Genomic DNA, 26,550 nt, shown 5'->3' with positions numbered 1-26,550 from the left:
CCATGTGCGGAATCACCGGATGGCTCGACTACGCGCGCGACATGACCGCGGAACGCAGCACGATCCAGGCCATGACCCGAACCCTGTTCCACCGCGGCCCCGACGCGTCGGGTCTGTGGCTCGCCTCCGACGTCGCTCTAGGACATCAACGCCTGTCGATCATCGACCCGGCGAACGGAGCCCAGCCGATGCGGACCGAGGACGAGGACCCGGACTCGCCCGTGATCGTGTTCAACGGTGAGATCTACAACTACCGGGAGCTGCGCGAACAACTCGCCCTCGCCGGGCACCGGTTCACCACACGCAGCGACACCGAGGTGCTGCTGCGCGCCTATCTCGAATGGGGACCGGAGTGCGCGAAGCACCTCAACGGCATCTTCGCGTACGCCATCTGGGACCCCCGCCCGCGACGGCTCGTGCTCGCCCGCGACCCCATCGGCGTGAAGCCGCTCTTCTACCACCACACGCCGGACGGCCTGCTCTTCGGCTCCGAGCCCAAGGCGGTCCTCCGCCACCCCCGGGTGGCTCCGGTCGTCGACGCCGACGGGCTGCGCGAACTGCTGTCGCACGCCAGGAACCCCGGAACGGCCATCTTCCGCGACATCCCCGAGCTTCCCCCCGGCCACATCCTGACCGTCGAGCCCGACGGGCACCGGCTCAGCGCCTACTGGGCCCCGACCGCCAACCCGCATCGGCGGGACCTCCATTCCAGCATCGCGGACATCCGGGAGCTGCTGGAGGACATCGTCACCCGGCAGCTCATCGCGGACGTCCCCACCAGTCTGCTGCTTTCCGGCGGCATCGACTCCAGCGCGCTGGCGGCGCTCGCCACCGGCACCGTGGCCCGGGAGGGCGCGGCGCCGGTGCACACGTACTCCATGACCTTCCGCGGCTATACGGAGAACTTCCGGCCGCAGAAACTGCGCGGCACCCCGGACCCGCCGTTCGCCGCACAGGTGGCCGAGCATCTGGGCACCGTCCACACCGACGTCGTGGCGACCCCTGGTCAGCTCACGGACCCACTGACTAAGGCCCGCACCATGCAGGCCCAGGACATGCCGACCCATCACGGCGACATGGACAGCTCCCTGTACCTGACCTTCCGTCACCTGCGCGAGGAATCCCGGGTGGTAACGCTCTCCGGCGAGGGCGCGGACGAGATCTTCGGGGGCTACTTCTGGGCCCACGACCCGGAGTTGACCGACGCGGGCACCTTTCCCTGGGTGGCTTTCGAGCGTCGCAAGGCCGCCTCGGGCGGCCTGGGGCTGCGCCTTTTCGATCCCGCGCTGCGCAAGGAACTCGACCTGTACGGGTACGCCGACCAGCACTACCGGGAGGCGCTCGCCGCGGCCCCGGTCCTGGACGGCGAGAGCGCCGCGGAACGCCGCGCCCGCCAGGTCGGCTACCTCGTCCTGACCCGCTGGCTGCCGACCCTCCTCGATCGTGAGGACAGGCTCAGCATGGCAAACGGCGTGGAGCTGCGGGTGCCCTTCTGCGACCACCGGCTCGCCCAGTATCTGCTGGACGTCCCGGCCCGCATGCAGCGGACCGGCGGCCAGGAGAAGAGCCTGCTCCGGTCTGCCGTGGCCGACTTGCTGCCGTCCGCTGTGGTCAACCGGCCCAAGAGCGCCTACCCGGCGACCCAGGACCCGGTGTACGGGCGCGCCGTACGCGAGCAGTATCTGCGCCTCGCACGCGACCGGCACGCACCTGTGGCTCCGCTGCTGGACGAGCAGGCCACCGCGGCCGTGCTGGACGGGGACGGCACAGACGACGACAAGGCCGGTGCCTGGGTGGATCGGGCGGGCTTCGAGATGGTCCTCCAATTCGACTCCTGGCTGCGGGAGTACGACGTGCGTCTGGACCTCTAGCGGCGTCCTGCGCCCCTTCTTCTTCCGAGCTCGATCACTCTCCCCACAGCGCCCAAGGAGGTGCGAGGTGCCCCTCTCGTTGGAACTGCTCCAATCCCTGGTCATCGTCGCGAGCGGAATCGTCACCGGGACCTTCTTCGCCGTGGCGGTCAGCGTGTTCCCCGTACTGATGGCCATGCCGCCCCAGCAGTACGTGCAGACGCAGCGCAGGCTCGGCGAGGGCTACCACCCGGTGATGCCCGTCATCGTCTCGACTGTGCTCGTCGGGGACGTCCTGCTGGCGGTCTTCGCGGACACCGGCCGGCTGCGCCTGGTGTACATGGCGGCGGCAGTGCTCTTCCTGGCGGTCCCGCTGATCTCGCAGTACGGCAATCTGCCGCTCAACAAGGCCATCCAGACGGCCGACCGGCACGGTGTGCCGGAGGACTGGGCCGATCCGCGCCCCGGCTGGCGCCGCTGGCACCTGATCCGCTCGGTGTTCGCCGTGGTCGCGCTGGTGCTCAACGTACTGGCGGCCGCGGTCCTGGTGTAAGACCAAGGCCGCGGCAGCCACTTGCTCGCCCCGCGTGGGGGCGGCGGGTCACCCGGGTTCGGAGACCGGCGCGCGGGTCCTGCCGCACCCGGCGTCCAGCGCGGCGCCGAGTTCCCTTGCGGCGTCCCGGTCGTGGCCCGGGGCGCGCCAGACGATGTAGCCGTCGGGGCGTACCAGCACCGCACCCTCGGCGGTCACGCCGTAGAGCGCGCGCCAGCGCTCCATGACCGCCGCGTCGGCCGGGAAGTCACCGGCCGCGACGCGGTGCACCGTGAGCGGCACCCCGCGGGCGGCGGCGGCCCGCTCGCCCTCGGCCTGCCAGTCGCCGCCGGCGGCGCCGGTGAGCAGGACGAACTCCCGGCCGAACAGATCGAGAGTGGAGCCGGCTTCGGCGGTCGGGAGCGGTAGGTGCGCTGCCCGGGTACCGGGGCGGCCGGACGGCGTCGTCGGATCCTCCACCCTCTCCTTGTCGCCAGGGTCCTCCTCGACGAAGCCCGGCGAGTGGTAGCGGTAGCCCAGCGAGACCGTGTTGTAGTCCTGCGTCCACGGCTCACCGTGCATCCGCCCAAGCGCGTACTCCATGTTCAGAAAAGCTATCGGCCGTCGTTCCGTCTCGTACGTGTCGAGCAGCCGCTCGTGGCCATGGCCTGCTAGCACGGCCGCGAGCTTCCAAGCCAGGTTATGCGCGTCCTGGATGCCGCCGTTGCCCCCCAGCCCACCGCGGGGAGACGAGACGTGCGCGCTGTCGCCCGCCAGGAATATCCTGCCGTCCCGGAATCGGTCGGCCACCAGGGCGGCGATCTCCCACGACATCACGCTGTCGATCGTCACATCGAGATCGGGCAGCCCTGTCCCGGTACGCACCACCTCACGGCAGTGCTCCTCCGTGAAGTCGGCGGCGCTCTCGCCCTGTTCGGGCTTGTACGGCACGCCCATCTGCCATAGGCCGGAGTCCCGCCGCACCAGCACTCCGGACATGGTCTCCAGGAAGCACGCGAACAGTTCGCGACCTCGCAGCGCCCGGCTGAGATCCGCCCGGAACAGGATGCTGACCTGGTGCTGGAGGGAGCCGGGCCCCGACCTGGTGATGCCCAGCCGTTCCCGGACCGCGCTGCGCCCCCCGTCGGCGGCGATGAGGTAGTCCGCATGCACCGTGTGCTGTGCGCCCGAGTCACGGTCCCGGATCTCCGCGGTGACCCCGTCCAAAGACTGGGCGAAGTCCACGAGTTCCGTGCCGAAGCGGACGTCGGCGCCCAGCTCACGGGCCCGCTTCAGCAGCAGGGGCTCCAGCCGGTCCTGGTCGCACGCGTACAGAGTCGTCGGGCTGACATGGTCCGGCGTCCTGGTCTGCGGCATCACCACGGCCTTGTGGTCGTCGTCCGCCAGCGTCCGGGCGCGTACGAAGACACCGATGTCGTCCTGTCCGTGGGCCCGTACAGCGTCCTCCAGGCCGACCTGGCGGAACAGCTCCATGGAACGGGCCGTGATGCCGCGCGCCCGCGGATGGATCGACGTGCCCGGGTGCCGCTCCACTACTGCGCAGGGCACTCCCTGTTGGGCCAGGAAAACGGCCGTGGAGAGCCCGACCAGGCTCCCGCCCACCACAAGTACCGCGGTGCGCTCTTCCATTGGGGGTCTCACTCTCGCGTCGAGGACAGAGTTGGCCCCGCGCGGCCTCCGGGCGCACCCGGGGAGATGCGCGGGGCACGACCGTCAGCCTGCTGGAGACCGGTCGCAACCGGGTCGACGTCCAGTGGTGGTCACCGCCGCTATGCGACGGCCTCGCACCACAGCACGTAGACCGCGCCGTTCTTCCAAGCCAGTTCCAGGCGGACCGGCAGGCCCAACTCCACCTCCGCGACCAGTGAGATCCGGACCATGTCCCGGATCTGTTCCTCGGTCAGGCAGGGGCGGTTGCGCAGGGCGGCGGGCAGGGGCCGCTCCGTGAGCCCGGAGGGAGTGGGAACGACCTGGCGGTGCTTCTCCGCGATCCACTCGACCAGGATGTTCAGATCGGTACGCCGCACGAGATAGGTGTCCGCCGCGCCCGCGTGGTCCGTGCCGCCGGCGCACACCCCGTGTGCGGCCTTGACCACGGCGACCTTCTCCGCGAAGGGCTCGCGTACACCAGAGACCACCTGCGCGCTGGCGTCCGCCGCGATGAACTCCTCGACGACGACCGCCGTACGCCGGGAGGACCGGAACGCTACGCCGCGAGCGAGGTAGTCGCGGACCACAGCCAGCGCGTCGTTCGGGCCGACCACGTGCCGCGAGACCCTGGGACCCTCGATCCGTCCGGCACCGGCCGTGGCCGGGTCCACGGTGACGGCGCGTACGTCGACCGCCGCGTCCTGTGCACCGTCGCGCTGCGTCAACTCCCTGACGTAGTCGAGGAAACGGTCGTCGCCCGGGGCGGCGTCCAGCACGGCCGACGGAGCGTGTGCCACCCCGCAGACCGAGCGGGGGACCGCGCACCAGTTGCGTAATCCACTCAGAGCCGCGGCTTCCGGTCCCACCACCCGTGCCGGCGGCTGGGCTCCGCGGTGCAGCAGGTACACCCCGGTCCCGCCCCTCCCGCCGGGGTCGCCCGCCGGGCACGGAGAGGGGCCGCTCACTTCGCCCGCCGCCGCGTGTGCTTCTTGTGCGCGGACTGCCGGGAGATACCGAGCGGCTCCGCGATGTCACCCCAGGCCCACCCCAGGTCACGGGCCCGGCGCACCTGCAGCGCCTCGATGTCTTCGACGAGCTTGCGCAGCGCACGTACGGCGATGAGTCCTTCAAGAATGTCGTCGGATGTCGCGACGGCTACGAGATCGTTCACTTCCGCTTTATCCACACCGTCAACCTAGGGTGACATCTCGATCGCGTCAAGCGCACCTTTCAAGCTTCTGTCAGACGAGGTTGACATGAATCTGTTGTAAGCCTAAGTTGACATGGATTCCAAACCGTACGTAACGCTAAGGAGGGGATCGGATGTCGCGCGCTCAGGCAGCCGCCGCCGAACATTCCGGCAAGGCTTCACTGCCGCGCAAGCAGGCGATCCTGGTCTTCGTCGGTCTGATGCTCGCGATGCTTCTCGGCACCCTGGACACCCAGATCGTCGCCACCGCAATGCCTACCATCAGCGGTGATCTCGGCGGAGTCGAGCAGTTCGCCTGGGTCAGCACGGCCTATCTGCTGACCTTCAGTGTGACGACGCCGCTGTACGGCAAGCTCGGCGACCTGCTGGGCCGCAAGCGGGTCTTCATCTTCGCCATTGCCGTCTTCCTGATCGGATCCGTCCTGTGCGGCTCCGCCGGATCGATGACCCAGTTGATTGTCTATCGGGCCGTGCAGGGCGTGGGCGCCGGTGGGCTCACGGTCTCCATTTTCGCCATTCTCGGTGACTTGTTCAGTCCGCGCGAGGGGGCCCGTTACCAGAGTTACGCCACGGGCACTTTTGCCGTCTCCAGCGTCAGCGGCCCCCTGCTCGGTGGCTTGATCACCGATCATCTGGGCTGGCGCTGGGCGTTCTACATCAACATGCCCGTGGGCGCGCTCGCCCTGTTCATGGTCGTCTCGTTCCTGACGCTGCCGGCCCGCCGCGGCACGCCGCGCATCGACTACACCGGCATCATCGCCCTCGGTGGCGCGGTGAGCTGCCTGGTCCTGCTGACCAACTGGGCCGGGAGCGCGTACGCATGGGGCTCCGCCGTCATCGTGGGCCTCGCGGGCGCCACCCTGGCTCTCGGCCTGATCTGGTTCTTCGCGGAGCGCCGGGCGCCCGAACCGGTCGTGCCGCTGCGCATGTTCGGCAGCTCGACGTTCAACATCTCGAACGTGGTGGCGTTCGTCGGCGGGTTCATCTCCATCGGCGCCCTCAACTACCTGGCCCTCTACCTTCAGATGGTCACCGGGACCAGCCCGCAGAACGCGGGGCTGCTGATGCTGCCCATGACCGCCGGCATGCTCTTCGCCACCATGGGGACCGGTCACTTCATGTCCAAAACCGGCCAGTACAAGTGGTATCCGGCCGCCAGCATGGCCGTCTCCGGGCTCGCGCTGTATCTGCTGTCGACCATGACGAACAGCACGAGCTTCGTCCTGGCCTCGGCGTTCATGGCCGTACTCGGCCTGGGCGCCGGTCTGTCCCAGCAAGTCACGGTGGTGGCGTCGCAGAGTGCCGTGGGGTTCCAGGACATCGGTGCGGCCACCTCGACCGTCACCTTCACCAGGATGCTCGGCACCTCTCTCGGGGCCTCGCTGTTCGGCGTCATCCTCAACGAGGATCTCGCGGACCAGGGTTCCAAGCTCAGCAAGGGCGCATCGATCAGTCCGCAGGCCGTACAGCACCTGCCAGAGGCGGTGAAGAACGCCTACACCTCCGCGTACGCTGACGCCCTGTCCACTGTGTTCCTGACCGCGCTGCCGTTCACCCTTGTGGGGCTGGTCGTCGCGCTCTTCCTCAAGAAGGTACCGCTACGTTCTGGGGGCGGGCCCGGCAAGCCGGCCGAAGAGGACCCCGACGCGCCGGACACGGCGCGGGCCGCGACGCGCTGAGCGCAGGCACGACGGTGAACGGCGGGTGCCCCACGAGAGATTCCTGTGGGCACCCGCCGTCCACCATTGCCGATGTCAGCTCCTACTTCCGCCCCACCACTACCGTGTGAGTGTTCAGCAACGGCTCCGCCCAGACCTCCGAGAAGCCCGCCTCACGTAGCCACCCCGCACAGTCCACGGCGCGGTACTCCGAACCCATGGGACTCACCAAACGCATGTAGAGGCTGTACAGCAGGCGCTGCGGATCCCGGCGTTCCTCGTCGATCATGCGGTCGTAGACCAGCAGCATGCCACCGGGGCGCAGCGCCTCGTAGGCCCGTCGCACCAGCGTCCGACGTTCCTCGTCCTCCCAACCGTGCAGCACCTGGCCGTAGATGAGGACGTCGGCCTCCGGGATCGGGTCGGTGAACAGATCACCGCCGACGAACTCCACCCGGCCCGCCTGGCCGAGCTCGGCCATGTGCTCCTCAAGGAACCGCTGCGCCGAGGGGGGCTCGAAGCAGTAGCCGCTCAGATGCGGGTGGGCCTCCAGCAGCACCGCCGTCAGGTGCCCGCGGGCTCCGCCGAGATCGCCGACGTTCTTGAAGGCACTCCAGTCGAAGCGCTCAGCGAACTCCCGGCCCACCCGGGTGCTGAGATGGTCCATCACATCGGCGTACGCCTTGAACCGGGCTTTGTCCTCATGGGACTTGGCCACGAAACCGCCACGCGGTTGAGTCTCCACCTCACCGGTCCGCAGGCCCTTGATCAACTGCCCCCACGCCTGCTGGAAGGAGGCGGTGACCATGCCCGGGTAGTCGCCCAGGTACACGTCCTGACCGGGGACCAGATAATGCCCGGCCACCGGCGAGTTCCGGTACCTGACGCCGGCCCGGACCAGCAGACCGAGGCCGACCAGTGCGTCAAGGAAGTCCTTCGAGTACCGCTCGTGCAGGCCCAACTGCTCCCGCAGCTCCGGCTCGGTCAGCGAGCCTTCGGCCAAGGCGCCGAACACCTCCAGCTCCCGGGCGGTGTGCAGCACCTCCGTCTGACTGACCAGCGTCGCGAGCCGCAGAATCGGCTCCGGGCCCAAGGGGGGCAGCTCAACGATGCCCGGCTGAGGTGCGCTGTCCATGTGCTACTCCCTGCGTATCGGCATTCATGGCAAGCAAATCGTGGGCACTCGGACTTGCATCCCGATGGCAGACGGCTGGTGGCAGGTGCTCTGTGTCACGTGACGGGGTAAGGGGGTCGCCAAGTGAGCAGCGCCCGTCGGCGGCCCGGCCCCGCGATGGCGCCACCGGCAGACGGCACGGTGAAGACCACCACGTGTTCCCACGTGCCTACAGCAATCCGCGGTGCGCTCGGTGGTCGCCGGTGCCGGCTAGTTCGAATCTCGTATCCTCCGCTGCTGCCGACAAGGCAGTACGAGGGCCCCGGCCTGATCTTGGTCGGGGCCCTCGTCGCGCTCAGTCCCAGTCCCCGTCGCCCTCCGACGGCTCCCAGATCAGTCGAAGGGCGACGACCGAGCCGGCTCCCGCAGCTTCGACCCGGCGACGTACACGTCGTGCCGCCGGAAACTCGATTCTCATCGCCAGCCTTGCCGTGCGAGGGTCGGCCGGTGACTGTCCCCCGTGACGAGCCCGCCCCGCGGCACTCGCTCGACCTGCTGCGCTGGCAGTTCGACCTGACCTGGTCGCTGTTCGAGTACCACTTGGAGAGGCTCGAACCCGAGGACTTCCTGTGGGAGCCCACCGCCAACCGCTGGACGGTGCACCGAGCCGACGACGGTACGTGGGTGCCGGACTGGTCGGAGAGCGAGCCCGACCCCGTACCCGTGCCGACCATCGCCTGGCTCAGCTGGCACATCGGCTGGTGGTGGAGCGTGGCCATCGACCACGCCCACGGCAGACAGCCCCGGGAGCGGAGCGACATCAGCTGGCCGGGCGCGGGCAAGCCCGCTGTTGAGTGGCTGCGCGGTCTACGCGAGGACTGGCTGACGGGCCTGGACCGGCTCACCGCCAACGACCTTGCGGCCACCGCCCCGTTCCCGTGGCAGAACGACCCTCAGCACACAGTTGCCCACATGGTCGCCTGGGTGAATGCCGAACTCATGAAGAACGCCGCGGAGATCGGCCAACTCCGCCTCCAACGAGCGTCCACCCGGCCGCCGCAGCGCGACGAACGCACCCCTCACCCACCGACGGCCACGGGATGACCGGCCAGGCCCGCTGGGAGAACACCGGTCACAGCCACGGGTCGACTCGGGTCGTCACGTGGGCTGCCACTGCGTGGCTCGCACCGTGAAGTCCCGCAAGCCGTCCCGTGCGGGCCGGACCTCGTCCTCGGTGAACCACAGCAAGGCCAGGGTCTGATTGCCAGTCAGGACGCACAGACCCATGCCGGAGCGCAGCACCTCGCGCCTCTGGATCTGCTGGACGGTGATGCGCGGCTCGCGCTTCTCGTCCGTCGCGGCGCGCTTGCACTCGGCGGCGGAGATCCCGCGCTTTGAGACCACACCCCAACTGCCGTGTCCGTTGATGATCCGGAAGCCGCTCTTGGGCCCCCAGCCGGACTTGCCCAGCCCGTTGGAGCAGTTGCTGTACTGAAGCGCGTACCGGCCCGGCAGGTCCTTGTCGGCGGCGTCCTTCTGGTTCGCATCCACCTTGAGCTTGTTCAAGTCGACGAAGACGGACGACTTGAAGAGCCGCTTGTCCGCGTTCACGCACTGGCCGGAGGGGAACCAGGTGGCGTCGGACCGGTCGCCGAAGGGCGGGGCGGGGATCGTCAGGGGCACGTCCGTCTTCTGCATCGCCCAGCCCGGCGAGTTCGACGGCTGGTCGCCGTCGCCCTGCCAGTTCACTGTGGCCAGCGTTCCGCCCGCGACCACCGCCAGCGCAACGGCCACCGCGCCTGTGACCTTGGCCCGGCGGTGCGGACCGCGGGACAGCGTCTGCGCGAAAGGGACGGAGCCCTCCGTCTTCCCGCGGTCCCGGCCGAGCAGTCGCACGGTTCGGGTCGAGCTTGGTTCCTGCGTCGCCGGGGCGGTGGGCACGTGCGGCAGCGGCGGGTTCGCGGTGGTACCGGCCCCCGCCCGGGGTGCGTCGGGTGCCGCCGCGTCGGCATACGGTGCGTCCCCCGACGCGAGGTGCGTGACCGCGTGCTGCGGCATCTCTTCCGCGACGCCGGCCGGCAGCCACCAACCCTGGCGGCGAGCGAGCGTGGTGCCTTCCGCCGCCGCGATCCGGTGGCACTCGTCGATGACGTCCGACGGGGTGGGCCGTTCGTCGGGATCCTTGGCGAGGCAGCGCACCAACAGCGGGCGCAATGGCTCCGGGCAGGCCGCCAAGTCCGGCTCCTGGGCGACGATCCGGTACAGCAGCACATGCCCTTCGCCTTCGCCGAAGGGATGCTCGCCGGTGGCGGCGAAGTGCGCGACGAGACCCAGCGTGAACACGTCGAGCGCGGGGCCCGCGGACCTGCCCTCGGCCTGCTCGGGCGCCATGTACGCGGGCGTGCCGAGCAGTACGTTGCTGCCGGTCAGGGCCGTGGCGTCGGTGGCCCGCGCGATGCCGAAGTCGATGACGCGGGGGCCGTCTGCCGCGAGCAGTACGTTGGACGGCTTCAGATCGCGGTGCACCACGTCCACGGCGTGCACGGATTGCAGCGCCTCGGCAACACCGGCCACCAGCGGCAGCACGGTTTCCAGCGGCAACGGCCCGTGCTCCCGCACCGCGTGCGCGAGAGAGGGCCCGGCAACGTACGAACTGGCCAGCCACGGCTGCGGTCCCTCGATGCTGCTGTCCAGCACGGCCGCTGTGTACGCGCCTTGCACGCGGCGAGCCGCCTCCACCTCACGAGTGAAGCGCCGCAGGAACTCCGGATTCTGCGCGAACTCCTGCCGGATCACCTTCAGAGCGACCGGCTGCCCGCCCCGGGTGTGCGAGAGGAACACACTGCTCATTCCCCCCTCGTCATTCCCCCCTCGCCCAGGCGTCCGCGGAGTACGTAACCCGAGATCTCGGCCGGATCCCCCGGCCCCAACGGCGCGACCATACGTACGCTCTCAGCCCCCGCACCTGCTCGCCCAGGTCGGGGCAACAGCGCAGCCGACCCCCCCACTGACTGTGAACTTGGCGCCCTGGCAGGGGAATTGTGGGCGGCTCGCTCCCGGCGCATACGAACTCCGGTCTCATCCGGCCGTTTCTCGCTCCGCACAAAGCCCGATGTGATCACGCGAGTTGAGCTGACCCCTCCTCAAGCGGTGCCGGGCTGACTCCCGTGGGACTCCGTCCTTCTAAACTCCCTCGATGGACACCATGAAGTGCACCCAGTGCGCCACAGCCGGTCTCGAGCCGGGTTTCGTCGAGGACGCCGGAGAACACTCCCGCGGGTACGCGCGATGGATCGCCGGTCCGCTGGAGCGCGGCATGTTCGGTGGCGCCAAGCGCATGGGCCGCCAGCGCTGGCAGATCGAAGCTCACCGCTGCCCCAGCTGCGGGCACTTGGAGCTGTTCGCGTCCAAGCCTGCGTGATGCCCGCCGCGGCCCCGGCTGCCCCTGCCGACGCGTGAGCATCACGGCCGCACTTGGGCGCGGGCGAGCTCCTTCAGCGCTATCCGGGCTTCTGGCGTACCGGCAGGGGTCTGCCAGTACGGGTGGCCAGCGATGAGCCGGGAAAGTTGCTGCAGGCGCCGCCTGTGCTCGGTCGTGCCGTGGCTGGACGCGGCGTTCGCGAGTCGCCAGTACGTGGCGTACCAGGCGGTCTGGGCCTCCAGGAGATCCGTAGGGAAGGCGTCGGCATCCATGACCTCGATTAGATCGTACGTTCGATTCTTTGAGCAACAGGGCACACCGGGATTCGCTCTCTGACGAAAGCGGTCGTGAGCTCAGGCCTCGGGGCAGTTCGCCCCCTCCTGAGGCAGCGTGCCGTCGAGCAGGAACACCTCGACCTTCTCGTCGACGCAGGTGTTGCCGGACCGGTAGAGCGCGTGGTTGCCGCCGTCGACGGTCAGCAGTCGCGAACCCGGGAGCTTCGCCAGCGCACCCTTGGCACTGCTCAGCGGGGTGGCATGGTCCTCCTTCGAGTTGACCAGGAGCATGCCGGGGAGCTCCGCCTTCCCCACATCCGGCAGTGCCTCACCGCGCGGCGCGTCCCAGAACATGCAGGGGCTGAGCGTGGCCCAACCCGCGAACGGGTACTGCTTGGCGGTCTGTTCGGCGATCCCGAGGGCATGGTCGACAGTGGGCACGTCCTTGCCGGTCCTCTCGTCCTCGACCGTCCTGGCCCACTGGGCGTCCTGGCAGCGGATCGCGGACTCGGCCCCCGTGAGCGTGAAGTAGGGCTTGAGCGCGTCGTACGCCTCGACAGTCGCGGCATCCACCTCGGCGGCTCCGCCGACGGCCGCCTTGCGCAGGCCGAGCCACAGCCTCGCCAGGTTCTCCTGCTCGGTGTCCGAGTACATCGCCTGCCTGGTCACCTGGTCGAACATGTACTTCGACATGTCCTTGCCCCCGACCTTCCGCGGCAGGGTCTCGCGGATGGCCTCGTAGCTCTCGAGGACCTCCGCCTTGCTCGTGCCCAGGCTGTCCGCCTGGCCGTCGCCGTCCACATCGCGTACGACGTCGAGTTCGGCCAGCCCGGCGGCGAGGTTGCCCAGGCTGGCCTGCGCCGCCTTGCCGGTCTCGCGGTCTACGGGCCTCTCCCAGGAGCCTTTCGGGTCGACCACGCTGTCCAGGACGAAGCGGCCGACCCGGTTCGGGAAGGCTGCCGCGTAGTAGGCGCCCATCGCGGTCCCGGCCGAGTAGCCGACCCAGCTGATCTCCTCGTAGCCCAGCACCGCCCGGATCAGGTCGACGTCGCGGATCGTCTGCTGGGTGGTGATGTACCGGAGCCCCTTCACCGTCTCCTTGCATTTCTCGGCGAACTGCTTGTAGCTCTCCTTGTACGCGTCCTGCGTGGCCGCCTTCTTCTTTTCATCCGGCGAGGCCAGATCCCGCAGATCGAGATTCGTTTCCTTGAGGATCGGCATGTAGGCGAACTGATTGCCGCAATACCCCACCGCCGGCATACTCGCTCCCGTGCCCCGCGGATCGAAGCCGACGATGTCCATGTTCCTCGGCACCTCGGTCGGGCCGTTCTCCACCCACGTCCTGATGGCACTGACTCTGCCGGCTCCACCTGGGCCGCCCGGATTTTGGAAGACGGCCTTCTTTCCCGCCTTTCTCTGGTCGGAGGCCTTCAGCCGCGAGACCGCGATCGAGGCCTTCTCGCCCGCCGGGTCGGCCCAGTCGAGCGGTACGTCGACCGTGGCGCACTCCGCTCGCTCGTAGTCGTCCCCGTGGCCCTTCAGGTCGAGGTCCGGAGTGCCCTTCTCGAAGGCCCCTTGCTCGTCAGGACCGGGCTTGTAGCACGGTTCCCAGTCGGGTTTCTGCTCCTTGAGCTCCTTGACGACCGCCGTACCGCCGGCGTCCTGACCGTGTGCCGTGGAGACGACCACGGTCCCGGCAGCTACTGCCACCAGGGTCACCACCCCCGCCAGCAGCCGTCGCCCTCTCCCCGTACGAGCGTTCCCCGGTATCCCTCTCATCCCAGCATCCCCCATTTCAACCTCGCCCCCGCCGTCGCATTCCAGATCAACCCAGCTTCCACACCGAGAATTTGGCCGCGCCTTCGCACGGAATACGACCTGCCTCGGGAAGCCCGTAGCCTCGAATGAATTCGTCCGGTGTGAATACCGGAGGCTATGGGCCCGGATTTCCGTCCGTCATGAGTACGGGAGACTCAACTCAGCGGACGGCACCAGCGCGGCCCTCCGACCCAACCGACCGGCAAACCCGCTGATATGTCGCAGACCAGCCCGAAGCGAGAATTCCCTCCTTGCGCGTCGGAGTGGACTGAGCGGCCGCGAACGAGCGCCAGCTCGTCCCAACCAAGCCTGAACCGGGGGGAGCTCAGCACCCACCACTCAGCCGCCTCGAAACTTCATCCACACAACCCGCGGACAAGGAAGGAGAGTTGAGCGGGCGCCCGCCTCGCAAGGCGACCCGAAGCCACTCGGCGAGCAGCCCAGACACTCACCGACCGGGTACGGCATACGCGCACATCCCTTCGGACGACGCGACCGGCTCACCCAGCGGGCAGTAGGGACCGCCCTGCTGACACATAGTCACCGGAGCGGCGTGTTACGGGCGAAATCAACACAACTGCGAATACGGTCAGTGACTACACACGTGCGATCGGTCACTGATCGTGTCAAGCCCTCAGGGAAGTGGAGATGAAATGCGCAAGCTTCGCGAAGCTGCTGTCGTAATCACCATGGTCGGCAGCGTCAGCATGATCGGCGCCGGCGTCGCGGCCGCTCACGGTGAGGAGGAGCCCCCGCCCTCGGTGAGCATCACCTGCGAACAGGACACGGGCAGCAACACCCTCACCACCCAGACCGGCGGTCTGGCCAACATCGCGGACGCCCTCAACGGCGGCGACGCGGACGCGAGCGCCAACCAGCAGCTCTGCGGCCTCGACAACGAAGACGCCGAGAACACCGGCGGCACCGCCACCGGCGGCCTCGGCGGGGTGGCCGGCGACATCGGGCTCGCCGCCTGACGTCAGTCCGAAGCATTCGGGGACCGGGCACACATGCCCGGTCCCCGAGTCGTGTCCGGACCGGTTCCCGAACAGGAGAGGCCGCCTCGGGCTGTTGGCACTCCCGCCCCCCGCCACGTCGGACCGAAGCGCGTACCGCGCGCCCCATCGCGGACCGGACCCGAATTCGCCCCCGTATAGGCAGAACATCCGGACTTACGACCGGACAATCAGCGCAACTCGGCGTGTTGCGGACGCAAGTGACAGTTGAGGGTAATACCGTCTGTCACTGCCTAGATGCGGTCGGTAACCGACCGTGTCAAGCCCTCATGAAAGTGGAGATGAAATGAGCAAGCTTCGCGAAGCTGCCGTCGTAGTCACCCTGGTCGGCAGCGTCGGCATGATCGGCGCCGGTGTCGCCTCCGCGGGCGGGGAGCCCCCGGAGTCGGTGAGCATCACCTGCGAGCAGGACACGGGCGACAACACCCTCACCACCCAGACCGGCGGCACCGCCAACGTCGCGGACGCCCTCAACGGCGGCGACGCGGACGCGAGCGCCAACCAGCAGCTCTGCGGCCTCGACAACGAAGACGCCGAGAACACCGGCGGCACCGCCACCGGCGGCACCGGCGGGATCCTGGGCGACATCACGCTCTGAGCAACGGACGAATCCATCGCACAACTCAGGGACCGGGCACACATGCCCGGTCCCTGAGTCATGCCCGGCCCGAAGCGCACTCCGATTGCTGTCGGGTCTTCGGAAGCCGCACCCCGACTCTTCGGCGGGAAAGCCGGTTCGTGAATTGAACATGCCCACCCATTAGGGCAAGAACAATCATCCTAAAACCGTGTGTTGTGTGCCTGAGGCGGCTTCCCTCGCGAATAGCATCTGTCACTGCCTGTACGTGATCGATTACGGATCGCGTCAAGCCTCATTCGAAGTGGAGATGAAATGCGTAAGTTCCGCAAGGCCGCTGTCGTAGCCACCGTGATCGGCAGCGTCGGCGTGATCGGCGCCGGTGTCGCGTCCGCCTACGGCGAGCCCGAGGACACGGACTCTGTGAGCATCACCTGCGAGCAGGACACGGGCGACAACACCCTCACCACCCAGACCGGCGGCGTCGCCAACGTCTCGGACGCCCTCAACGGCGGCGACGCCAACACCAGCACGAACCAGCAGCTCTGCGGCCTCGACAACGAGGGCGCCGAGAACGGGCCGACTGAGCCGGAGGTCACCGGCGGGACCGAGCCCCCCGCGACCGGGGCGACCGGCGGTGCCGGCGGGATCGGCGGAAGCATCACCCTCGGCGCCGACGGCGCCTGAGCACTCAAGACCGCGACGCAGAACACTCAGGGGCCGGGCCCAGTGCTCGACCCCTGAGTCGCGCGTGCGCAGGGCCACTCGATGAGCAGCACATTACGGCGTGTTGCAGGACAAAAGGGAACTTCGCGAATACTGTCTCTCACTGAGTGTAGTCAACCGATTACTAGACGCCTCACCCCTCACGGAAGTGGAGATGAAATGCGCAAGCTTCGCGAAGCTGCTGTCGTAGTCACCATGGTCGGCAGCGTCAGCATGATCGGCGCCGGCGTCGCGTCCGCCTGCGGCGAGAAGGAGGAGCCGCCGCCCTCCATCAGCATCAACTGCACGCAGGAGACCGGCAGCAACACCGTGACCACCCAGACTGGCGACGTGAACGTCTCCGACGCCCTGAACGGCGGCGACGCAGACGCGAGCGCCAACCAGCAGCTGTGCGGCCTCGACAACGAAGACGCCGAGAACACCGGCGGCACCGCGACCGGCGGCACCGGCGGCGTCCTGGGCGACATCACGCTCTGAATCGGACAGCCGAGACGTAGAGCAGTTCAGGGACCGAGCGCGCAGCAGCTCGGTCCCTGAACTGTGTCTGCTGCGGCGCGACTTCGATAATCCGCACAATACGGCGTGTTGCAGGACCCATTGGGCGCTTTGGGAATACCGTCTGTCACTGCCTATACGCGATCGGTTATCAGGTCGTGTCAAGCCCTCACGGAAGTGGAGATGAAATGGCCAAGCTTCGCGAAGCTGCAATTGTGGCCGCCGTGGTCGGCAGCGTCAGCATGATCGGTGCCGGCGCCGCGTCCGCTCACGACGTCGAGGCCCACGGGCCCGTCTACATCAAGTGCATCCAGAACGTCGGGGACGACAGCAACTCCACGGGAGTTGCTTCCCTGGTCACCATCAACGGCCCGCTCCTTTCCGGCGGCCGTGGGGACGCAGACGCGAACCAGCAGCTCTGCGGCCTCAACAACGAGGACGCCGAGAACACCAGCGGTGAGGGAACCGGCGGTACCGGCGGCGTCCTGGGCGACGTCGGGCTCTGAGCCTCTGAGCACCAAGGCAGCCCTCGGGCAGTTCCGGGACCGAACCCCAAGCTCGGTCCCGGGACTGCCCTTTCTCATGCCCGCCTCCCGGACCACGGGTGGAGGCGATGCACGGCTCCGACGGAGCGTCAGGAGGCCGCTATGCCGCCTTCTGGTAGCGGTTCAGCTCGCCGTGCGGGTTGAGCACGTACTTGCGGCTGGCGCCCCTGTCGAACTCGGCGTAGCCGCTGGGGGCGTCCTCCAGGGAGATGACCTGGGCGTTGACCGCCTTCGCGATCTGGACGCGGTCGTGGAGGATCGCCATCGCCAACTGGCGGTGGTACTTCATCACCGGGCACTGGCCCGTGGTGAAGCTGTGGCTCTTGGCCCAGCCCAGGCCGAGGCGCATCTTGATCGCGCCCGTCTGCGCGTCGCTGTCGACGCCGCCGGGGTCCTCGGTGACGTAGAGGCCGGGGATGCCGAGGGACGCGCCCGCCCTGGCCACGTCCATCAGGGTGTTGAGGACGGTGGCGGGCGCCTCGCCCGCGTCCCTGCCGTGGCCCTTCGCCTCAAAGCCGACGGCGTCGACCGCCGCGTCCACCTCGGGCTCGCCGATGATCTGCTCGATCTGGTCTCGCGGCTCGCCGCGCTTGAGGTCGACGGTCTCGCAGCCGAAGCTGCGGGCCTGGGCGAGGCGCTCCTCGTTGAGGTCGCCGACCATCACGACGGCGGCGCCCAGGAGTTGGGCCGAGGCCGCCGCGGCGAGGCCGACCGGGCCGGCGCCCGCGATGTAGACGGTGCTGCCCGGGCCGACGCCCGCGCTGACGCAGCCGTGGTAGCCCGTCGGGAAGATGTCGGAGAGCATCGTCAGGTCCAGCAGCTTCTCGCGTGCCTGGTCGCGGTCGCGGAAGCGGAGAAGGTTGAAGTCCGCGTAGGGGACCATCACGTACTCGGCCTGGCCGCCGACCCAGCCGCCCATGTCCACGTATCCGTACGCGGATCCGGGACGGGCCGGATTGACGTTGAGGCAGATGCCGGTCTGGCGCTCCTTGCAGTTGCGGCAGCGTCCGCAGGCGATGTTGAAGGGGACGGAGACGATGTCGCCCTTGTTGATGTATTCGACGTCCGGCCCCTTCTCGATCACCTCGCCGGTGATCTCGTGGCCGAGGACGAGGTCCGCGGGCGCCGTGGTGCGGCCCCGCACCATGTGCTGGTCGCTGCCGCAGATGTTGCTCGCGAGGACCTTGACGATCACTCCGTGACGGCACTTGCGGCCGACGTTATGGGGGTCCACTCCGGGACCGTCGTGAAGTTCCAGGTCGGGATAGTCGATCGTCTGCACTTCGACGACGCCGGGTTCTATGTAGGCGACGGCCCTGTTTCCACTCATGAACTGTCCCTCCGACCATGCGTATGGGCGCTGTCCGTCCCCCTTGTGGCAGTTTGAGGCACCTCGGGCACCTCGGCCAGTCCGAGGGAGTAAAGGTCCCATCACCTGCACTTATGTGCCTTTTGCGTGACGGGCAGAGGGACTCGGGCAGAGGGCTCAGGAGGGTTCGGGCTGGCAGTGCGGGCACCAGACGGTGCTGCGGCCCGACGTACGGCCGCGGCTCAGGGCCGTACCGCAGCGGGGGCACGTGGCGTGCGGATCGTCGCGGTGGCCGGTGAGCCAGGAGCTGCGGGGCGGCACGCGGTCCGCACGCACCGAGGAGCGCAGGACGGAGCGCATGTCCCCGTGGAGACGCGCGAGTTCGCCGTCGGTGAGGCCGCCCGCCCGGCGGGACGGGTGCAGGCGGGCCCGCCAGAGGATCTCGTCGGCGAGCAGGTTGCCGATTCCGGCGATCACCGACTGGTCGGTGAGTGCGGACTTGACGCTGCCGCGCCGGCGCCGGAACAGGTCGCCGAATTCCGCGCGTCCGACGTCGGCGGCGTCGGGGCCCTGGGCGTCGAGCGTACGGGCGACGGCCGCCTCGTCGCCGAGCCAGAGGCCCTTGAGCTTCCGCTGGTCGCGGTAGCGGAGCTGGCGGTCGCCGCCGACGGTGAAGACGACGCGGTCGTGCGCGTGCCGCTCGTCCTCGGGGCGGCAGCACAGCAGCTGCCCGGTCATGCCGAAGTGCAGCATCAGGGTCGGCCCGCCGGTACGGGCGAAGAGCCACTTGCCGTGGCGCTCGGGCTCGGTGAAGGTGCGGCCTTCCAGCTCGCGGCGGAGGCGCTCGGCGCTCACGCCGTGCAGCACGCCCGCGTCGTACACCTCGATCCGGCGGATCCGGCGGTCGCGGGCGCAGGAGTCGAGGACCTTGCGGAAGCCTTCGACGTCGGGCAGTTCAGGCATGCCGTACACCGCCAATCCCGGGCGCGGGCCCGCCCCCGGAATCCTGGGCGGATCCGCCCGTGGCCACGAGCGTAGCCGCGAGCGACGAGGGGTGCGCGGGCGAGCGGCGGCGACGGGCGCGCGGGCGCGGCGCTCCGGCCCTCCCCCGGCGTCACCCGGAGCGCCGCGGCCCGTGGACGAGGCTGCCGCGCGGGGACGCCGGAGCACAGCTGTTCCGGGCCTGGCCGAAACAGATTCCGGCTGCGGGGAGGCGTCACGGGGTCACGGCGTGAGGAAGCCGTGGAAGAGGCCCGACGGGTCCCAGCGCTCCCTCAGCCGCTCCAGCCGCTCCCAGTCGGCGGGCGCGAAGGAGCGGCGCGACCGCGAGGGCCCGGCTCCCAGGTCGGCCTCGGCGATGTAGTGGCTGCCGGTGCCCTGCGGGTCCAGCTCGGCCATGCCGTCGCGCAGCCAGCGGGTGTTGGCCTCGTCGGCCGCCGGATCGTCCCAGACCGCGAACGCCGCGAGGTAGGACCGGCCCAGCGCGGAGAAGGCCATGTCGCGCCCTTCGCCGGGGTCCGGGGTCACGGGCTCGAAGGGGATGAGGATGAGAGAGCGCTGCGACGGTGCGCGGCTGATCAGCCGTGCGCCGCGGGCCAGTTGGGTCTCGTACGACTCCGTGGACCAGAGGGTGTCCACCGCGTAACGGTGCTTCTCGGGCCATGATGAACCGGCGCCCTCGTAGAGGGTTCTGAAGGCCGTCGGCTCTGACTGCCGCAGATCGAGGGCGAGTTCGGGGAAGGGGCAGGCGTCGAGCGGCGCGAGGGCGTCCCCGGCCTCCTTCCGCGTGGCGGCGAAGGCGCTCGCCTCGATCCTGATCCCCGGTCCGGAGCCGGCGGTGCCGCCGTCGGGGTCCGACGCCGTCAGTACGAGGCTGGTCTCGACGTTCGGCGGCAGTTCACGCGCGGTACGCAGCGCCCAGCCGCCCGCGCGCTCGGCCTCGGAGAGCGGGAACGCGCAGGACGCCGTCATGATCGAGCCGGGATGCGGAAGCAGCCGGAGCCTGAAGCGGATGGCGACGGCGAAGAAGCCGGGCCCCGCACCGCGCGCCGCCCAGAACAGGTCGGGGTTCTCGGACCCGCTGCAGGTGACGGTGCGGCCGTCGGCGGTGACCGCCTCGATCTCCTCGACGTACTGGCAGGCCGGGCCCAGCTCACGGGAGTTCCAGCCGAGCCCCCCGCTGAGCAGGAAGCCGCCGAGGGCGACGCCCGGGCAGTGGCCCGTGGGGAACGCCAGCCTGTGCCGGGCCAGTTCGGCGGCGAGCATCCGCCCGGTGACGGCGGGGCCGATCACGGCCGTGGACGAGTCGGGATCGACGTCGCAGTGCTGGAGCCGGGAGAGGTCGAGCAGCAGCGCGCCGTCGCGGAGCGGCGAGCCGGACCAGTTGTGCCCGCCGGAGCGCACCGAGACGCGGAGGCCCTGGGCGCGTGCGTAGGCGAGGACTTCGGGGACGTCCCGTTCGCAGGCGGCGCGCACGATCGCCTCGGGAAACCGGTCCGGAGTCAGCCCGTTCCAGACCGCCTCCGCGCGTGCGCGCTCGTACGCGCGCTCGCCGCGCCTGATCAGCTCGCCCTCGATGGTGGTGCCGGTGCGGCTGTCGCGGCTTCCGGTGGGGGTGCGGTGGGGGTGGCTGCTCATCGGGGCCTCGCTTTGCCTTCTACGTACGTCCCTGGAGGCGGAGGTCAGGGGAGACCGCGGAGCAGAGCAACGCCGGGGGCACGCCTGCCGCTTGGGGCGGGAATGTGGGTGCGGGTGGTCAACTCGGCCTGTGCGCACCTCCGGTGAGGTCGTCATGGTGCGGCTCGCCGCCGTGGAACCACCGCTTGCGCGGGAACCCGTTTCAGGTAGCGTAGGCAAATGTGATTTTCCGTGCAACTCGGGCATCACCGTACAGATAGCGGCGGTTACCGAGAGGGAGATTCGGACCAACAAGCCCGCCGGGGACCCTCGTTGAGGGTTCCGGCGTCCGTCCGGAGTCCGTGCGGGCGACCTGTCGTGCACCGCCCGATCAGGCCGCCCGGCGCTCCGGACCCGGCGGCGGACCGGCCCGCGGCCCTTCCGTGACACCGTGGGCCGGCCGCCGTCACCACGTGCTCGTACGTACGGGCACAGGGGCCTGCACAGGCACAGTCATCGCCGCTGAGTCGCAGTTGCCGCCGTGCCTCCGCCGCCGTACCTCTGTCAGGGGCGGGGCGTTCCGCTGCCCGCGAGCAAGTGGGCGGCGCGGCCCGGGCGTTGGGGAGGAGCCGTAGCGGGTGCTTCCGCGCGCGCCGGGGTGAGCCGGGAGCCCGCCCAGGCCAGCAGGAATGCGGCCGGGACGCTGACCACGCCCGGGGCGTGCAGCGGGAAGACGGCCCAGTCTCCGTCCGGGTAGAGGGAGCCGGCGCCGCCGGAGACCGCCGGTGAGAGGGCCAGCAGCCCGAGCGCGACGAGCGTGCCCCCGTACACGCACCAGCGCAGCCCCCGCAGCGTGAAGTTCCGCCAGAGCAGGCAGCATCCGAGCGCGGGGAGCACGACGGTCGCGGCCTCGGTGTAGGTGAGGGTGAGCCAGAACTGGGCGTCGGCGGTGCGTACGAAGACGGCCAGCGCGATGCTCACCGCTCCCACCAGCACGAGCGCGATCCTGGCCCGCAACGGCCGGTGCGGAGCCCCCTGGTCCGCGTTGGCGTGCCGTCCGCGGCCCATGTCGTGGACGATCGCCGCCGAGCCCGCCAGCAGCAGTACGGACGCGGAGGCGAGCACGGCCAGGAAGGCCCCGCAGGCGATGAACGTCAGCAGGGTGCTCGGGGTGTCGGCGCCGTGGGTGTCGCCCGCGTCGAAGCCGGCGGCGAACAGCAGCAGGTTGCCGCCGCCGCGCGTCCCCGCAGCGCCGATCCCCTGAGAACCGGCGAGGGCCTGGGTGCCGTAGCCGACGACCGCCGTCGCCACGCACAGCAGGCAGATCGCGGCGACGGCCCAACTGCTCGCGCGGCGTGCGCCTTCGGCCGTACGGCTCGCGGAGAGCCGCATCACCAGGTGCGGCAGGAAGGCCGTGCCGAGGAGCACGGTGACGGCGAGACTGAGGGTGTCGAGGCGGCCGGCGAAGTCGGCGCCGAAGAGCCGGCCGGGCGCGAGGTAGGCGTGGCCCCCGCCGCTGCCCTGAGCGGCCTGGGAGAGCACTTCGCCGTAGTCCCAGTCGAAGCCGGCGAGCACGACCAGAGCCAACAGCGGTGCGATGAGCAGGAATCCGAGTGCCTTGACGATCTGGAGCAGCGTGGAGCCCCGTACGCCGCCTATCGCCGCGCAGGAGAGCATGAGGACGCCGACCAGCGCGATGCCGGCCATCTCGCCCTGCTGCCCCGGCAGTCCCATCAGGGCGGCGGTGATCTGGCCGATGGGGACGAGCTGCGCGGCGAGGAGCGGCACGCAGACCACGAGCGTCGCGAAACCGGCCGCGCGGCGGGCGGGACCGCCGGGCAGGCGGCGCGCGAGGACGTCGCCGAGGGACCAGCCCGGCCCCTCCGGCACGCGTTCGGCCAGCCACACCTTCAGCAGCAGGGGCGAGAGGGCGGTCGCGGCGATGATGAGGATGCCGTCGTACGAGCCGACGGCGACGATGCCGCAGAGGTAGAGGACGCCGGCCGCGGAGACGAAGTCGCCTGTCAGAGCGAGGCCTTGGCGCAGGGGGCGCGGCGCCGCGGTCCGGGCGGTGCCCCGCTCGGCGAAGAAGTCGTCGGCGCCCTCTTGCAGATCCGGGCTGGTCAGCATGGAGAGGAAGAGGCAGCCGGCGAGGAAGACGAGGAAGACGGAGATCGCGATGGCGCGTTCGTCGGCGAGCGAACTCACGTGGTTGCCCTCGCCGCGCGGTGTGCGCCCCGATCGCCGAACGCCCTTGAGGAGTCGAAGGCGTTGAAGTCCGCGATGTCGCCGGAGGCCGCCGCGGAGGCCGCGGACATGGCCGTGACCGTCGGCGCCGCGGAGGCGGCCGACCCTGCCGATGCGGCCGTGCCGGAGGTGCGGGGCCGGCCGGTCACGTCGGCGTAGAGGCCCGGTTCGCGGGTGGCGACGCGCTGCGCGAGCGGTTCGACGTGCCGCCGCGCGTGGCGGTCATGGCGGAGCACGCCGACGGCGATCACCAACACCTGTGCGGCGGCGGCCAGTTCGCCGACGCGGAAGCCGCCGAAGACCTCCACGGGCAGCACGGCCGGGACGAAGCAGGACGCGAGCGCGTAAAGCAGGAAGACGCCGAGGACGAGACCGAGACCGCGTTGCAGCTGGATGCGCCGGGCGGCGGTCAGGGCCTCGCTGGACGAGCCCGTCCGGTAGGCAGGCCTCATCGAGTCCCGTCGTAGAAACGCCGAACTCCGCAGGTTCACGGGGTCGTTGTGGCGAATCTGGGATTCCCGGCGGTGGGGGCGCGAAGGCATGCCGGGACGACGGGCGAAAGTCAAAGGTGCTCCAGCGGATGAAAACGGGCAGCCTGACGCACCGAGACACGGGACGGCTGCGAAGTCGCCGGTGTTTACCGGGGGTTACAGCAGTTTAGAGCCACGGATGGTGATCGGGGAAGGGCGGTCCGTGAAGGAGGCGGTGAAGGTAACGTGCCCGGGCGCTCACACCCGGGCAGCGGTGTCACCGGGTGGCCGGGCATCAACCTCCGTACGCCCACGCGGAGTTGAGTCCGCTCGGGGTGCCCGCGGCTGCCTCCCGCGACTGCCGCCCGCCGCTTCCGCCTTCCCCCTTGCCTTCCCTGCTTCCCGCCGCCCCGCTTGCTTCCCCGGGACCTCCGCTCAGAGCCGTACCTGCTGCCCCTTGCCGAGCGCGACGATGCCCTCGGCCGACACCGTGCAGTACTCGGCGTCGTGTTCGCTGTTGACCCCGACCGTCGCGCCCTCGGGAACCACGACGTTCTTGTCGAGGATCGACTGCCGGACGACCGCGCCGCGTCCCACCCGTACGCCGGGAAGCAGCACCGCCCCCTGAACGACCGCGCCCTCCTCGACCACGACGCCGGGCGCCAGCACCGAGCCCGTGACCTGGCCGGCGATGATCGCGCCCGTGCTGACCATCGACTCGCTCGCGATGCCGCCCGCCACGAACTTCGCGGGCGGCAGCTGCGCCTGGTTGGTGAAGATGGGCCAGGACCGGTTGTAGAGGTTGAAGACGGGCTCGGGCGAGATGAGGTCCATGTGCGCGTCGTAGTAGGCGTCGAGGGTTCCGACGTCCCGCCAGTAGCCGTGGTCGCGTTCGCTCTCGCCCGGCACCTCGTTCTCGTCGAAGTCGTAGACCTGGGCCTGCCCGCGCTCGGTGAGCAGCGGCAGGATGCTGCCGCCCATGTCGTGCACGGAGTCCTCGTCCTCGGCGTCCCGGCGCAGCGCGTCCAGCAGGACGTCCGTCGAGAAGATGTAGTTGCCCATCGATGCGAAGACGTGGTCGGGGTCGCCCGGCTGCACCGGAGGGTCCTCGGGCTTCTCCAGGAACCGGCTGACGCGCTCGCCGCCCGGCTCCGTACTGATGACGCCGAACGAACTCGCCTGATCCCGCGGCACCTTGATGCCCGCGACCGTCACGCCCGCGCCGCCCGAGATGTGCCGCTGGAGCATCTGGCGCGGGTCCATGCGGTAGACGTGGTCGGCGCCGAAGACGACGACGTAGTCGGGCTGCTCGTCGTGGATGAGGTTGAGCGACTGGTAGATGGCGTCGGCGCTGCCCATGAACCAGCGCGGGCCGAGCCGTTGCTGCGCCGGAACGGGCGTCACGTAGTCGCCCTGGAGGCCCGTGAGCCGCCAGGTCGTGGAGATGTGCCTGTCGAGCGAGTGCGACTTGTACTGGGTGAGGACGGCGATCCGCGTGATCCCGCCGTTGACGAGGTTCGACAGTACGAAGTCCACCAGCCGGTAGACGCCCCCGAAGGGCACCGCGGGCTTGGCGCGGTCCGCCGTGAGCGGCATCAGCCGCTTGCCCTCGCCGCCCGCCAGCACGATGCCCAGTACGCGCGGTCCTGCTGCCATCCCGAAACCTCCGCCGCCTGTCGTTCGCGGCCGGGCCCGCGCCCGGCCGCCGATCCGCCGTCACCCCACCACGGGCCTGCCGCGCGCCTCCGAGGTCGGCTCGCGGTTGCGGGCGGGGCGGTCCCGTAAATCCGTTGTACGCACGATCGTCCAGCGGCAAACGTCGATCAAGGGGAAGGGCGAGGCTACAGGGGCTCGCGGGCCGGAAGGTGCGCACGCCAGACTGCACTGGACCGTACTGGACCGCACGCGCTGCACTGGACCGCACCGCACCGCACCCGCGGAGAGCAGAGAGCGGAGAGCGGAGAGCGGAGAGCGGTATGCACGACGTACGCATGAGGTGGGCGGGAGGCGGAAGGGGAGGGCAGGCCGATGAGCGGAGAGGCAGCGGGGGCGCGGCCGTACGGGCCGTACGGGGCGCGCGGGCAGTACGGGCCGGGCGGAACACCCGGAACGGCCCGCGCGCACGGAACCCCCGGGCCGACGGGGGCACGCGGAGCGCACGCCGGTGCGGCCGGGGCTCCCGGCACGCCCCGAGCCGGCGGCGAAGCCGGCGCCCCCGGACCGGCCGGTGACCGTGGCCGCGTACTGGTCGTCGACGACGACGCGGCGATCCGCCGCTCCCTGCGGCGCGGGCTGCGCCTGAACGGCTTCGCCGTCGAGCTCGCCGAGGGCGGACGGCGCGCCCTGTCCCTGATGCGGGCGCAGCCCGCGGACGTCCTCGTGCTCGACATCTCGATGCCGGACGTGAACGGGATCCAGGTCTGCCAGGCGCTCCGCGACGAGGGTGACGACGTTCCCGTGCTGATGCTCTCGGCGCTCGACGAGACTGCCGACCGCATCGCGGGTCTCCAGGCCGGCGGCGACGACTATCTCGTCAAGCCGTTCGCGCTCCAGGAGTTGGTGCTGCGGCTGGACGCGCTGCTGCGCAGGCGCGCACCGGCCGCCGCGCCCGGTCCGGCAGGCACCACGGCTGCCGCGCCCGCCCCCGGTGCGGCCGCGGCGGCCCCCGCGGCTCCGCCCGGCGCCGCCGACGCCGTCCGCTTCGGCGGCCTCGTGCTGAACCCCGCGACCCGCGAGGCGCACCGCGACGGCGTCCCGCTGCCGCTGACCCGCCGCGAGTTCGAGCTCCTCCTCGTGCTCGCGCGCAACGCGGGCATCGTGCTGACCAGGGACCAGCTTCTTGAGCGCGTCTGGGGCTACGACTTCGAGGTGCGTACGGACGCCGTCGACACCTTCATCAGCTATCTGCGCCGCAAGACCGAGGCCGGCGGACTACCGCGGCTGCTGCACACCGTGCGCGGCGTCGGCTTCGTACTGCGCGAGGAGAAGTGAGGGGCAGCC

General features: G+C 70.0%; 24 protein-coding genes. 11 read left to right on the top strand and 13 right to left on the bottom strand.

Translation table 11 applies throughout. The features are described 5' to 3' along the window. The first annotated feature begins 2 nt into the window (after positions 1–2). Together asnB and QQM67_RS28680 are read left to right on the top strand one after the other, a co-directional pair. A complete protein-coding gene (gene asnB, locus QQM67_RS28685) occupies positions 3–1,871 on the top strand; it encodes an asparagine synthase (glutamine-hydrolyzing) (RefSeq protein ID WP_314177989.1) in 1,869 nt (622 codons plus the stop codon). 67 nt (positions 1,872–1,938) lie between these two features. Next, entirely contained in the window at positions 1,939–2,403 is a 465-nt protein-coding gene (locus QQM67_RS28680) for a DUF1772 domain-containing protein (RefSeq protein WP_314177987.1), read from the top strand. A gap of 48 nt (positions 2,404–2,451) precedes the next feature. Here the strand turns inward: QQM67_RS28680 and QQM67_RS28675 are convergent, their stop codons facing one another. From QQM67_RS28675 to QQM67_RS28665, 3 genes are all read right to left on the bottom strand, one after another. Then, positions 2,452–4,032 (bottom strand): FAD-dependent monooxygenase, encoded by a 1,581-nt coding sequence (locus tag QQM67_RS28675; protein ID WP_314177985.1) that lies wholly within the window; start codon positions 4,030–4,032, stop codon positions 2,452–2,454. A 140-nt stretch (positions 4,033–4,172) separates the two neighbouring features. Next, positions 4,173–4,850 (bottom strand): PEP/pyruvate-binding domain-containing protein, encoded by a 678-nt coding sequence (locus QQM67_RS28670; protein WP_314177984.1) that lies wholly within the window; start codon positions 4,848–4,850, stop codon positions 4,173–4,175. A 164-nt stretch (positions 4,851–5,014) separates the two neighbouring features. Next, positions 5,015–5,224, bottom strand: coding sequence for a helix-turn-helix domain-containing protein (locus QQM67_RS28665; RefSeq protein WP_314177981.1), 210 nt, complete (start codon positions 5,222–5,224; stop codon positions 5,015–5,017). Between the two features lie 152 nt (positions 5,225–5,376). On the opposite strand from QQM67_RS28665, the gene QQM67_RS28660 reads away from it, so the two are divergent. Next, positions 5,377–6,942 carry an MDR family MFS transporter gene (locus QQM67_RS28660; protein ID WP_314177979.1) on the top strand — a complete coding sequence of 522 codons (1,566 nt, stop codon included), beginning with the start codon at positions 5,377–5,379 and terminating at the stop codon, positions 6,940–6,942. A gap of 82 nt (positions 6,943–7,024) precedes the next feature. On the opposite strand, the gene QQM67_RS28655 is transcribed toward QQM67_RS28660, so the two are convergent. Further along, complete coding sequence (locus QQM67_RS28655; RefSeq protein WP_314177978.1) at positions 7,025–8,056, bottom strand: methyltransferase; 1,032 nt, start codon at positions 8,054–8,056, stop codon at positions 7,025–7,027. A gap of 486 nt (positions 8,057–8,542) precedes the next feature. On the opposite strand from QQM67_RS28655, the gene QQM67_RS28650 reads away from it, so the two are divergent. Beyond that, positions 8,543–9,139 carry a DinB family protein gene (locus tag QQM67_RS28650; protein ID WP_314177976.1) on the top strand — a complete coding sequence of 199 codons (597 nt, stop codon included), beginning with the start codon at positions 8,543–8,545 and terminating at the stop codon, positions 9,137–9,139. Positions 9,140–9,193: 54 nt separating this feature from the next. Here QQM67_RS28650 and QQM67_RS28645 read toward each other — a convergent pair whose 3' ends face one another. Next, on the bottom strand, positions 9,194–10,885 hold the full coding sequence (locus QQM67_RS28645; protein WP_314177974.1) for a serine/threonine-protein kinase: 1,692 nt from the start codon (positions 10,883–10,885) through the stop codon (positions 9,194–9,196). Between the two features lie 346 nt (positions 10,886–11,231). Between QQM67_RS28645 and QQM67_RS28640 the strand changes: the two genes are divergently transcribed. Continuing rightward, a complete protein-coding gene (locus tag QQM67_RS28640; RefSeq protein WP_314177972.1) occupies positions 11,232–11,456 on the top strand; it encodes a hypothetical protein in 225 nt (74 codons plus the stop codon). A gap of 41 nt (positions 11,457–11,497) precedes the next feature. Here the strand turns inward: QQM67_RS28640 and QQM67_RS28635 are convergent, their stop codons facing one another. Then, the gene (locus tag QQM67_RS28635; RefSeq protein WP_314177970.1) at positions 11,498–11,728 is read right to left on the bottom strand and encodes a hypothetical protein; all 231 of its coding nucleotides are present in this window, start codon (positions 11,726–11,728) and stop codon (positions 11,498–11,500) included. Positions 11,729–11,809: 81 nt separating this feature from the next. After that, a complete protein-coding gene (locus tag QQM67_RS28630; RefSeq protein WP_314177968.1) occupies positions 11,810–13,441 on the bottom strand; it encodes an alpha/beta hydrolase in 1,632 nt (543 codons plus the stop codon). 761 nt (positions 13,442–14,202) lie between these two features. Here QQM67_RS28630 and QQM67_RS28625 point away from each other — a divergent pair. The 5 genes from QQM67_RS28625 to QQM67_RS28605 all read left to right on the top strand — a co-directional run bounded on the left by QQM67_RS28625 (position 14,203) and on the right by QQM67_RS28605 (position 16,869). Continuing rightward, entirely contained in the window at positions 14,203–14,526 is a 324-nt protein-coding gene (locus QQM67_RS28625; protein ID WP_314177966.1) for a hypothetical protein, read from the top strand. Positions 14,527–14,851: 325 nt separating this feature from the next. Then, the gene (locus QQM67_RS28620; RefSeq protein ID WP_314177964.1) at positions 14,852–15,163 is read left to right on the top strand and encodes a hypothetical protein; all 312 of its coding nucleotides are present in this window, start codon (positions 14,852–14,854) and stop codon (positions 15,161–15,163) included. A 294-nt stretch (positions 15,164–15,457) separates the two neighbouring features. Then, complete coding sequence (locus QQM67_RS28615) at positions 15,458–15,829, top strand: hypothetical protein (protein WP_314177961.1); 372 nt, start codon at positions 15,458–15,460, stop codon at positions 15,827–15,829. Between the two features lie 198 nt (positions 15,830–16,027). After that, on the top strand, positions 16,028–16,345 hold the full coding sequence (locus QQM67_RS28610) for a hypothetical protein (RefSeq protein WP_314177959.1): 318 nt from the start codon (positions 16,028–16,030) through the stop codon (positions 16,343–16,345). Positions 16,346–16,551: 206 nt separating this feature from the next. Beyond that, the gene (locus QQM67_RS28605; RefSeq protein ID WP_314177958.1) at positions 16,552–16,869 is read left to right on the top strand and encodes a hypothetical protein; all 318 of its coding nucleotides are present in this window, start codon (positions 16,552–16,554) and stop codon (positions 16,867–16,869) included. Positions 16,870–17,008: 139 nt separating this feature from the next. On the opposite strand, the gene fdhA is transcribed toward QQM67_RS28605, so the two are convergent. From fdhA to glgC, 6 genes are all read right to left on the bottom strand, one after another. Beyond that, a complete protein-coding gene (gene fdhA / locus QQM67_RS28600) occupies positions 17,009–18,238 on the bottom strand; it encodes a formaldehyde dehydrogenase, glutathione-independent (protein WP_314177956.1) in 1,230 nt (409 codons plus the stop codon). A gap of 156 nt (positions 18,239–18,394) precedes the next feature. Next, positions 18,395–19,180, bottom strand: a complete 786-nt coding sequence (locus QQM67_RS28595) for an Fpg/Nei family DNA glycosylase (RefSeq protein ID WP_314177954.1) — start codon at positions 19,178–19,180, stop codon at positions 18,395–18,397. Between the two features lie 261 nt (positions 19,181–19,441). After that, positions 19,442–20,854, bottom strand: coding sequence for an FAD-binding oxidoreductase (locus QQM67_RS28590; RefSeq protein ID WP_314177952.1), 1,413 nt, complete (start codon positions 20,852–20,854; stop codon positions 19,442–19,444). A 543-nt stretch (positions 20,855–21,397) separates the two neighbouring features. After that, entirely contained in the window at positions 21,398–23,041 is a 1,644-nt protein-coding gene (locus QQM67_RS28585) for a sodium:solute symporter family transporter (protein WP_314177951.1), read from the bottom strand. Then, positions 23,038–23,532, bottom strand: a complete 495-nt coding sequence (locus QQM67_RS28580; protein ID WP_314177949.1) for a DUF485 domain-containing protein — start codon at positions 23,530–23,532, stop codon at positions 23,038–23,040. Before QQM67_RS28580 ends, QQM67_RS28585 begins: the two co-directional genes overlap by 4 nt. Positions 23,533–23,985: 453 nt before the next feature. Continuing rightward, a complete protein-coding gene (gene glgC, locus QQM67_RS28575) occupies positions 23,986–25,206 on the bottom strand; it encodes a glucose-1-phosphate adenylyltransferase (RefSeq protein ID WP_314177947.1) in 1,221 nt (406 codons plus the stop codon). 588 nt (positions 25,207–25,794) lie between these two features. Here glgC and QQM67_RS28570 point away from each other — a divergent pair. Next, a complete protein-coding gene (locus QQM67_RS28570; protein ID WP_399067871.1) occupies positions 25,795–26,541 on the top strand; it encodes a response regulator in 747 nt (248 codons plus the stop codon). Positions 26,542–26,550: the final 9 nt, after the last annotated feature.

This window comes from Streptomyces winkii (assembly GCF_032248595.1).
Classification (GTDB): Bacteria; Actinomycetota; Actinomycetes; order Streptomycetales; family Streptomycetaceae; genus Streptomyces; species Streptomyces winkii.
Note: the sequence above shows the minus strand (reverse complement) of the source record. Positions and strands in the feature narration are given on the sequence as shown.

What these genes read in the sequence shown, in the direction of transcription:
- asnB (WP_314177989.1), top strand. Translation starts at nt 3, where the DNA reads ATGTGCGGAATCACCGGATGGCTCGACTACGCGCGCGACATGACCGCG.
- QQM67_RS28675 (WP_314177985.1), bottom strand. Translation starts at nt 4,032, where the DNA reads ATGGAAGAGCGCACCGCGGTACTTGTGGTGGGCGGGAGCCTGGTCGGG.
- QQM67_RS28660 (WP_314177979.1), top strand. Translation starts at nt 5,377, where the DNA reads ATGTCGCGCGCTCAGGCAGCCGCCGCCGAACATTCCGGCAAGGCTTCA.
- QQM67_RS28655 (WP_314177978.1), bottom strand. Translation starts at nt 8,056, where the DNA reads ATGGACAGCGCACCTCAGCCGGGCATCGTTGAGCTGCCCCCCTTGGGC.
- QQM67_RS28645 (WP_314177974.1), bottom strand. Translation starts at nt 10,885, where the DNA reads ATGAGCAGTGTGTTCCTCTCGCACACCCGGGGCGGGCAGCCGGTCGCT.
- QQM67_RS28640 (WP_314177972.1), top strand. Translation starts at nt 11,232, where the DNA reads ATGGACACCATGAAGTGCACCCAGTGCGCCACAGCCGGTCTCGAGCCG.
- QQM67_RS28635 (WP_314177970.1), bottom strand. Translation starts at nt 11,728, where the DNA reads ATGGATGCCGACGCCTTCCCTACGGATCTCCTGGAGGCCCAGACCGCC.
- QQM67_RS28625 (WP_314177966.1), top strand. Translation starts at nt 14,203, where the DNA reads ATGCGCAAGCTTCGCGAAGCTGCTGTCGTAATCACCATGGTCGGCAGC.
- QQM67_RS28620 (WP_314177964.1), top strand. Translation starts at nt 14,852, where the DNA reads ATGAGCAAGCTTCGCGAAGCTGCCGTCGTAGTCACCCTGGTCGGCAGC.
- QQM67_RS28615 (WP_314177961.1), top strand. Translation starts at nt 15,458, where the DNA reads ATGCGTAAGTTCCGCAAGGCCGCTGTCGTAGCCACCGTGATCGGCAGC.
- QQM67_RS28610 (WP_314177959.1), top strand. Translation starts at nt 16,028, where the DNA reads ATGCGCAAGCTTCGCGAAGCTGCTGTCGTAGTCACCATGGTCGGCAGC.
- QQM67_RS28605 (WP_314177958.1), top strand. Translation starts at nt 16,552, where the DNA reads ATGGCCAAGCTTCGCGAAGCTGCAATTGTGGCCGCCGTGGTCGGCAGC.
- fdhA (WP_314177956.1), bottom strand. Translation starts at nt 18,238, where the DNA reads ATGAGTGGAAACAGGGCCGTCGCCTACATAGAACCCGGCGTCGTCGAA.
- QQM67_RS28595 (WP_314177954.1), bottom strand. Translation starts at nt 19,180, where the DNA reads ATGCCTGAACTGCCCGACGTCGAAGGCTTCCGCAAGGTCCTCGACTCC.
- QQM67_RS28590 (WP_314177952.1), bottom strand. Translation starts at nt 20,854, where the DNA reads ATGAGCAGCCACCCCCACCGCACCCCCACCGGAAGCCGCGACAGCCGC.
- QQM67_RS28580 (WP_314177949.1), bottom strand. Translation starts at nt 23,532, where the DNA reads ATGAGGCCTGCCTACCGGACGGGCTCGTCCAGCGAGGCCCTGACCGCC.
- glgC (WP_314177947.1), bottom strand. Translation starts at nt 25,206, where the DNA reads ATGGCAGCAGGACCGCGCGTACTGGGCATCGTGCTGGCGGGCGGCGAG.